Below are 7,322 nucleotides of genomic sequence, written 5' to 3' on the forward strand. Positions count from 1 at the left end.
CGCGCGCCATCACGAAGCGTACCTGGCCGCGCTGGTGCATGGCATCCAGGATCGGCATGTTGTGGATGGAGATCACGCCGAAGGCGGCCTTGACGCCGCACTCCTCGAGGAAGGCCGCGATGGCGGCGCCGACGGTGATGGTGTTGTTGGTATCAGGCATGGTGGCTGAGGCCTCCGGAGACGTCGATGTGGCTGCCGGTTGTGTATGAGGACATCGGCGTGGAAAGAAAGAAGATCGCCTGGGCCGCTTCTTGCGGCAGCCCCAGGCGCTTCAAGGGAATGTGCTTGCGCGCGGCCAGCTGCCCGGTCCAGCCGGCCCAGTCGACCGAGCGGTCTTCGCGGGCCTCGAAGCGGCGGCGCCACTGGCCGGACTCGATCAGGCCGATCAGGATGCCGTTGACGCGGATGCCCAGGGGCGCGAACTCGGTGGCCATGGAGCGCACCAGGTTCTTCAGGCCGGCGCGGGCGGCCGAGGTCGCCACCATGTGCGGCTCGGGCTGCGCGGCCAGCAGCGAATTGACGCAGACGATCGCCGGCGCCGCCTGCTCGCGCAGCTGCGGCAGGAAGGCGCGGGTCGGGTGGATCACCGAGAAGAACTTCAGGTGCAGCTCCTCGGTCCAGGCGGCGTCGGTGGTGTCGGCGAAGGTGGAGACGCGGCCCTGGCCGGCGTTGTTCACCAGGATGGAGGCCGGGCCGAGTTCGCGCCGGACGGCGTCGGCGAAGGCCTGCACCTGCGCCGCTTCCAGCACGTTGCAGGTTTGCGCGTGGATGCGGCCTTGCGGAAATCGCGCGCACAGGCCGGCTTCGGCGCTGCGCAGGCGCTCGCCGTCGCGGCCGCAGATGGCGACGGCCGCGCCGGCGGCCAGCAGCAGTTCGGCGGTGGCCAGGCCGATGCCGGAGGAGCCGCCGGTGACCACCGCGGTCATGCCCTGGAGATTGCTGGTTTGCATGTTCATGTGGGGTTCAGCGCGCCGTCGCCAGCGACACCGCCTTGGCGCTGCCGGCACGGGGCTGGTAGTTCAGCAGGCGCGACAGCGCGTCGGCCGAGGCGCGCACCTTCAGCACCAGGTCGTCGATGCGGGTGTCTTCGATGTGGCCCGAAGGAATGGTCACCCCCAGGGCAGCCACGATCTGCCCGGTTTCGCCGCGCACCGGCGCCGCGATGCTGGAGATGCTGGATTCGAAGAAGCCCTCGCCCAGCACGAAGCCGCGCTGGCGGTCCACTTCGACCATGTTGAACAACTCCGGCACGGTCTTGGGCGTGCTGTGCGAGAACACCTCGAGGTGTTCCTCGGGATACAGCGCGCGCAGCTCGGCCAGCGTCAGGTCTTCCAGCAGGATGCGGCCCAGCACCGTGGCATGCGCCGGCAGCCGGGTGCCGACGTGGACGGCGCTGGAAAACGGCGTCGGCGGGGTGACCTTGGCCACGTAGACGATGAAGCGGCCGTCGCGCACCACCAGGTTGCAGGGATAGCGGATCTCGTCGCACAGGCGCTGCAGCACCGGTTGCCCCAGCTCGGTCAGCTCCAGCGAGGAGATGTACTCGAAGCCCAGGCGCAGCACCGACAGGCCCAGGCGGTAGTCGTTGCCGCTGCGCTCGACGAAGCCCAGGCTTTCCAGCGTGGACAGCAGGCGGAACACGGTCGAGCGCGGCAGGTTCAGGCGGCGCGCGAACTCGGGCGCGCCGATGGTGCGCGTCTCGCGGTTGAACTCGCCCAGCAGGCGCAGCCCGCGCTCCAGCGCCGGCACGATGTACTTGTCGGCGCTGGCGGCGCCGTCGTCGACCAGGCTTTCGTTCATGCGACCTCCAGCGTGGACCGGGCCGCGCCCAGCAGAACCTGCGCGACGGCGGCGGGTTGCTCGACCGGGCAGGCGTGGCCCGAGTTGGCGATGGCGTGGCATGGCGCGCCCAGACGTTCGGCGGCGCCGCGGGACTGCGCCGGCGTGGTGACCACGTCGGCGTCGCCGCAATGCACTTCGACCGGGACCGTGACCGGCAGCAGCGCCAGCTCGCTGCTGCCCAGCATCGCCACCGCCTGCAGGTAGCCCGCCGCATGCATGCGCGAGGTGTTCCAGCGCACCAAGGCGCGCTCGGCCGCACCGGCTTGCGGCGACAGCAGCCGCTTGTCGATTCCCGCCGACAGGCCGGCGACGCCGTCGCGATGCAAGGCATCGCGGCGACCGGCCACCACCTTCTCGCGTTCCTGTTCCTGGCCGGCGGCGCCGTAGCCGCGCGCCGGTGCCAGCAGTACCACGCGCTCCACCCGCACCGCGCGAGGCTGGCTCGCATAGGCGGTGGCCATCAGGCAGCCCAGGGAGTGGCCCACCAGCAGGCAGCTGGACACGCCGGCCGCTGCCAGCACTTCATCCAGCCGCTGCGCGTAATCTTGCGCGGCGGGCGCGGCTTGCTGCAGCGGCGTCGAGTCGCCATAACCGGGGGCGTCCCAGGCCAGCACCCAAAACTGCTCGCCCAGCGGCAGCGCCACGTGCAGCCAGGAAGCCGCGCCGGAGCTGATGCCGTGCAGCAGCACGATCGCATGGCCGGGAGCGGCCGGCGTGCCGCATTCGCGCACCGCCACCTGCCCGCCGGACGGCAGGGCCAGCAGGCACTGGGCAAAGCGCTGCTCCAGCAGGGCAAGTTGCTCGCGCAGGGCGTCGGCAGGCTGGTCGGGTGGGCAGCTTTGCTGCGCACCATGGGCGGCGGTCATGGGGTTCGCTTCAGCGCTTGATCTTGGCCAGCGGGTGGTCGGCCGGATAGGTGGGCGTCACCGGCTTGGGGGAGCCGAGCATCACGCACATCAGCGCATCTTCGTCGCCGATGTTGATCTCTTCGCGGTAGACGCCGGGCGGCACCGAGACCACGTCGCGGTCGGTCAGGATGGTCTCGAAGCGCTCGCCGTCCTTTTCCAGCACCAGCTTGACCTTGCCGCGCAGGATGAAGAACACCTCTTCCACGTCGGTGTGCAGGTGCGACGGGCCTTCGTGGCCGGCCGGGATCACCATGGTGGAAAAGGTGAAGTTGCCGGCCGGGATGGTGTTGGCGTCCTTGGCGACGCCGGTGCCGCCGGTGCCGATGTAGCGCATCTGGCCGCGGCGGTACTTGGGGTCGAAGTCGGCCTGGAACTTCAGCGCGTCGAAGTCGTACTTGCGGGTCTCGAAGCGGGCCACGCGCTGCTCCATCCATTCGCCGAAGCTGGCGCCCTCGGGCTGGTCCCAGCTGCGGGCGGTGGTCTTGCTGCTGTCTTCACTCATGGTCGGGTCCTCTTTGACGTTGCGTTCAATGCATCACGAAGCCGCCGTTGACGGCGAGCAGCTGGCCGGTGACGAAGCGCGCCAGATCGGACATGGCATAGACCACCGCCCCCGTCACGTCTTCCGGCATCTGGTCGCGCGACAGCGCGCGCTGCTCCACGTACTGGCGGTGGCGTGCCTCGGGCACGTACTTGGTGGCCTCGACCTGGACCAGGCCGGGCGCGATGGCGTTGACGGTGATGTTGTCGGGGCCCAGCTCGCGCGCCAGCGAGCGCGTCATGGCGATCACTGCGCCCTTGCTGGCCACGTAGGCCAGCAGCCTGGGGGCGCCCCACAGGGCGGTGTCGGAGGCCAGGTTGACGATGGCGCCGCGGCCGCTGTCGCGCAGCGCGGGCCGGCAAGCGCGCGTCATCAGCCAGGTGCCGCGGACGTTGACGTCCATCACGCGGTCCCACATCTCGATCTCGAGCTCGTCGACCGACTTGCCGCCCGAATTGGTGATGGCCGCGTTGTTGACCAAGCCGTCGAGGCCGCCGAAGCAGCCCGCGGCTTGCTCGGAGCAGCGAACGACCGCGGCCGGATCGGCGACGTCGACCTTGAACCCGGCGGCTTCGTAGCCCTGGCCTTGCAGCTTGGCGACGCTGGCCTGCAGCTGGTCTTGCAGCAGGTCCGCCAGCACCACGCGCGCGCCCATGGCGCACAGCGACTGCGCGAACGCGTAGCCCAGGCCACGCGCGGCGCCCGTCACCAGGATGCGGCGGCCTTCGAGCAGCGGAACGCGTTGGGAAAGGGCTTGCATGTCGGTCCTGCTTTGCGCGCTCAACGTTTCACTATTGAAACAGCGATCTACGTATGAAACATTGCGACTGTACCCACGCAGGAAAACCCTTGAACTAGGGAAAACCCTAGGACGAGTTCATCTTCAAAAAAAGGGCCCGCCCAGATGCCGGGCCGGGGAATGCTCAAGCCTTCTTCTTCGGCCCGAGGCGCGATTCCTTGCCTTCTAGCAGACGCTTGATGTTCTCGCGATGGCGCCAGCCCAGCAAGGCGGCCATGACGCCGAGCGCCAGCGCGATCGGCCGGGCCGCGTACCAGGCCACGCCGCCGAGCATCAGGTAGTAGACCGGCGCGAACACGCTCGCCACCAGCGAAGCCAGCGAGGAATAGCGAATGAAGAAGGCGATGATCAACCAGGTGGCCGCTGCGCCCAGGCCCAGCAGCCAGTGGATGCCGAACACCACGCCGATGAAGGTGGCCACACCCTTGCCGCCCTGGAAGCGGAAGAACAGCGGGTACAGGTGCCCCAGGAAGGCGGCCAGGCCGACCAGGGCCACAGTGCCGTCGCCCATGCCGTAATCGCCCCCGTAGGTCTTGACCAGCAGCACCGGCACCAGTCCTTTGAGGGCATCGAGCAGCAGCGTGACGACTGCCGCTGGCTTGTTGCCCGAGCGCAGCACGTTGGTGGCGCCGGGGTTCTTGCTGCCGAAGGTGCGCGGGTCCGACAGACCCATCACCCGGCTGACGATCACCGCGAAAGCGAGGGAGCCGACCAGGTAGGCGGCCAGCGCGGCGAGCAGGGGAGCGACGGATTGCATGGGCCGGATTCTGCCAGTGCCGCGCTACTCCACGAGCGCGCAGTTCACGGTCCTGGCGCCCAGCAACTCCACGCACACCCGCGGAGCTATTCCAACCAGGTAGCCGCGGCGCCCGCCATTGAGCACGATGCGGGGCAGCTCCAGGACGGTTTGCTCGACGTACACCGGCATCGCCTTGCGGGTTCCGAACGGCGAGGTGCCGCCCACCAGGTAGCCGCTGTGGCGACTCGCCACCTCCGGCCTGCACGGCGCCACCGACCTGGCGCCGATCTGCCGCGCCAGGTTCCTGGTCGAGACCTTGCGGTTGCCGTGCATCAGTACCAGCAGCGGCCGCGCCTTGTCGTCTTCCATCACCAGCGTCTTGACGACCGTGAACGGGTCGAGCCCGAGCACCTGCGCGCCGTGCTGCGCGCCGCCGTGTTCCAGGTATTCGTACGAATGCTCGGTGAAGGCGACGCCGCTCGCCTTGAGCATGGCCGTGGCCGGCGTCTCGCTGACGTGCGCCTTCTTCGCCATGGACTTCAGACGGCGGGATCCCGCAATTCCCAGCGGATCTTGTCGATCTGCGCCAGCAGCTGCGGGCTGAGCTTTGTGCCCCAGGCGGCCACGTCTTCCTCCAGCTGCGCCACCGACGTCACGCCGATGATCGTGCTGGCCACCTGCCACTTGCCGTAGCACCAGGCCAGCGCCATGCGCGTGGGCGTCAGGCCGTGCTCGCGCGCCAGCGCGTTGTAGCGGCGGGCCGCGGCCAGCGATTCGGGCCGGCCCCAGCGTTGCTTGCGCACGCTCTCGAAGCGGGCGATGCGGCCGTGCGGCGCATCCGGCCCCGCCAAGCCGCTGGCGTCGTACTTGCCGGTCAGCAGGCCGAAGGCCAGCGGCGAGTACGCCAGCAGAGACACGCCCAGCCGGTGCATGGTTTCGTCCAGGCCGTTTTCCAGCGTGCGGTTGACCAGCGTGAACGGGTTCTGCACCGTCGCCACCCGCGCCAGCCCGTGCTGCTCGGCCAGCCGGACGAACTCGTGCACGCCGTACGGCGTTTCGTTGGACAGGCCGATGTGGCGCACTTTGCCCTGCTGCACCAGCTGGTCGAGCGCCTGCAGCTGCTCGAGAATCGACGTCTGGGTGCGCTCGGTGGCCGGGTCGTAGTACATGCCGCCGAAGGCGGGCACGGTGCGCTCGGGCCAGTGGATCTGGTACAGGTCGATCACGTCGGTCTGCAGCCGCCGCAGCGAGGCTTCGCAAGAGGCCAGGATGTCGGCGCCGGTCATGCCGCCGCCTTCGCGCACCCAGCCCATGCCGCGCGACGGGCCGGCCACCTTGGAGGCCAGCACGATCTTCTGGCGCAGGCCTGGCCGCGCGGCCAGCCAATTGCCGATGATGGTTTCGGTGGCGCCGAAGGTTTCCTTGCGCGCCGGCACCGAGTACATCTCCGCGGTGTCCAGGAAGTCGATGCCCAGGGCGATCGCCCGGTCCATGATCGCGTGCGCGTCGCGCTCGGCCACCTGCTCGCCGAAGGTCATGGTGCCGAGGCAGATCGGGGTGACGCGCACGTCGCTCTGGCCGAGGGGAATGGTTCGCATGAAAGTTACAGCGGTGACGTGGAGGGGGCCGGACAAGCGATATTACCGACATGCCCGAAGGCCCTTCGATCGTCATCCTCAAGGAAGAAGCGGCACCGTTCCTGGGCCGGAGTGTCGAGCGCGTTGCGGGCAACACCACCATCGAGAAGGAAAGGCTGCAGGGGCAGCGGATCGAATCCATCCGCAGCTGGGGCAAGCACTTCCTGCTGGAGTTTCCGCACGTCAGCCTCAAGGTGCACTTCATGCTGTTCGGCAGCTGGCGCATCAATTCCGACAAGAGCTGGGCGGTGCCGCGCCTCACCCTGGGCTTCGACGTGGGCGAGATCAACTTCTACGCCTGTTCGGTCAAGTTCATCGAGGAACCGCTGGACCTGGTCTACGACTGGTGGGCCGACGTCATGTCCGAGCATTGGGACCCGGCGCTGGCCCGCAAGCGGCTGCGCCGCGTGCCGGACATGCTGGTGTGCGACGCCTTGCTGGACCAGGACCTGTTCGCCGGCGTCGGCAACATCATCAAGAACGAGGTGCTGTTTCGCATCCGCGTGCACCCGCTGTCCACCGTGGGCGCCCTGCCCGCGCCCAAGCTGCGCGAACTGGTGGAGCAAGCCAGGCAATACAGCTTCGACTTTCTCGAATGGAAAAAGCAGTTCGTGCTCAGGAAGCACTGGCTGGCGCACGCCAAACGCACCTGCCCGCGCTGCCACATCCCTTTCAGCAAGGCGCACCTGGGGCGCACGCAAAGGCGCAGCTTCTTTTGCGAGAGCTGCCAGGTGAAGTACTGAGGCCTACTGGCTGGTGTCGCCGGCGTCGCCGGTGGCCTGCCCCACGCCGGGCTCGGTGGGAGCCACCACCGCCGGGGCGCGGCGCGCCGGCTCGCCCTCGCGCGGGCTGGCCA

At 68.8% G+C, this 7,322-nt stretch carries 10 protein-coding genes; 1 reads left to right on the forward strand and 9 read right to left on the reverse strand.

What is annotated here, in order from left to right; translation table 11 throughout:
• The 9 genes from JWP65_RS04385 to JWP65_RS04425 all read right to left on the reverse strand — a co-directional run.
• Nucleotides 1–160 (reverse strand): thiamine pyrophosphate-binding protein (locus JWP65_RS04385; protein ID WP_299760731.1); only part of this gene is annotated, 160 nt, incomplete at its 3' end.
• Nucleotides 153–950, reverse strand: a complete 798-nt coding sequence (locus JWP65_RS04390; protein ID WP_299760733.1) for an SDR family oxidoreductase — start codon at nucleotides 948–950, stop codon at nucleotides 153–155. The genes JWP65_RS04385 and JWP65_RS04390, both read right to left, overlap by 8 nt.
• Nucleotides 951–963: 13 nt before the next feature.
• A complete protein-coding gene (locus JWP65_RS04395; protein WP_299760715.1) occupies nucleotides 964–1,800 on the reverse strand; it encodes an IclR family transcriptional regulator in 837 nt (278 codons plus the stop codon).
• A complete protein-coding gene (locus JWP65_RS04400) occupies nucleotides 1,797–2,708 on the reverse strand; it encodes an alpha/beta hydrolase (RefSeq protein WP_299760717.1) in 912 nt (303 codons plus the stop codon). Before JWP65_RS04400 ends, JWP65_RS04395 begins: the two co-directional genes overlap by 4 nt.
• A gap of 10 nt (nucleotides 2,709–2,718) precedes the next feature.
• A complete protein-coding gene (locus JWP65_RS04405; RefSeq protein ID WP_299760719.1) occupies nucleotides 2,719–3,252 on the reverse strand; it encodes a cupin domain-containing protein in 534 nt (177 codons plus the stop codon).
• A gap of 25 nt (nucleotides 3,253–3,277) precedes the next feature.
• Complete coding sequence (locus tag JWP65_RS04410) at nucleotides 3,278–4,051, reverse strand: SDR family oxidoreductase (protein WP_299760721.1); 774 nt, start codon at nucleotides 4,049–4,051, stop codon at nucleotides 3,278–3,280.
• A gap of 163 nt (nucleotides 4,052–4,214) precedes the next feature.
• A complete protein-coding gene (plsY, locus tag JWP65_RS04415) occupies nucleotides 4,215–4,847 on the reverse strand; it encodes a glycerol-3-phosphate 1-O-acyltransferase PlsY (RefSeq protein ID WP_299760723.1) in 633 nt (210 codons plus the stop codon).
• Nucleotides 4,848–4,871: 24 nt separating this feature from the next.
• Entirely contained in the window at nucleotides 4,872–5,363 is a 492-nt protein-coding gene (locus tag JWP65_RS04420) for an aminoacyl-tRNA deacylase (protein ID WP_299760725.1), read from the reverse strand.
• A 5-nt stretch (nucleotides 5,364–5,368) separates the two neighbouring features.
• Nucleotides 5,369–6,427, reverse strand: a complete 1,059-nt coding sequence (locus tag JWP65_RS04425; protein WP_299760727.1) for an aldo/keto reductase — start codon at nucleotides 6,425–6,427, stop codon at nucleotides 5,369–5,371.
• A gap of 50 nt (nucleotides 6,428–6,477) precedes the next feature.
• Between JWP65_RS04425 and JWP65_RS04430 the strand changes: the two genes are divergently transcribed.
• The gene (locus JWP65_RS04430; RefSeq protein ID WP_299760729.1) at nucleotides 6,478–7,209 is read left to right on the forward strand and encodes a DNA-formamidopyrimidine glycosylase family protein; all 732 of its coding nucleotides are present in this window, start codon (nucleotides 6,478–6,480) and stop codon (nucleotides 7,207–7,209) included.
• Nucleotides 7,210–7,322: the final 113 nt, after the last annotated feature.

This window comes from Ramlibacter sp. (assembly GCF_028292805.1).
In the GTDB taxonomy this organism is placed as follows: domain Bacteria; phylum Pseudomonadota; class Gammaproteobacteria; order Burkholderiales; family Burkholderiaceae_C; genus Ramlibacter.

Excerpts from the sequence above, each read along its gene's own strand:
- JWP65_RS04400 (WP_299760717.1), bottom strand. The coding sequence starts at position 2,708 with ATGACCGCCGCCCATGGTGCGCAGCAAAGCTGCCCACCCGACCAGCCT.
- plsY (WP_299760723.1), bottom strand. The coding sequence starts at position 4,847 with ATGCAATCCGTCGCTCCCCTGCTCGCCGCGCTGGCCGCCTACCTGGTC.
- JWP65_RS04405 (WP_299760719.1), bottom strand. The coding sequence starts at position 3,252 with ATGAGTGAAGACAGCAGCAAGACCACCGCCCGCAGCTGGGACCAGCCC.
- JWP65_RS04430 (WP_299760729.1), top strand. The coding sequence starts at position 6,478 with ATGCCCGAAGGCCCTTCGATCGTCATCCTCAAGGAAGAAGCGGCACCG.
- JWP65_RS04395 (WP_299760715.1), bottom strand. The coding sequence starts at position 1,800 with ATGAACGAAAGCCTGGTCGACGACGGCGCCGCCAGCGCCGACAAGTAC.
- JWP65_RS04390 (WP_299760733.1), bottom strand. The coding sequence starts at position 950 with ATGCAAACCAGCAATCTCCAGGGCATGACCGCGGTGGTCACCGGCGGC.
- JWP65_RS04425 (WP_299760727.1), bottom strand. The coding sequence starts at position 6,427 with ATGCGAACCATTCCCCTCGGCCAGAGCGACGTGCGCGTCACCCCGATC.
- JWP65_RS04410 (WP_299760721.1), bottom strand. The coding sequence starts at position 4,051 with ATGCAAGCCCTTTCCCAACGCGTTCCGCTGCTCGAAGGCCGCCGCATC.
- JWP65_RS04420 (WP_299760725.1), bottom strand. The coding sequence starts at position 5,363 with ATGGCGAAGAAGGCGCACGTCAGCGAGACGCCGGCCACGGCCATGCTC.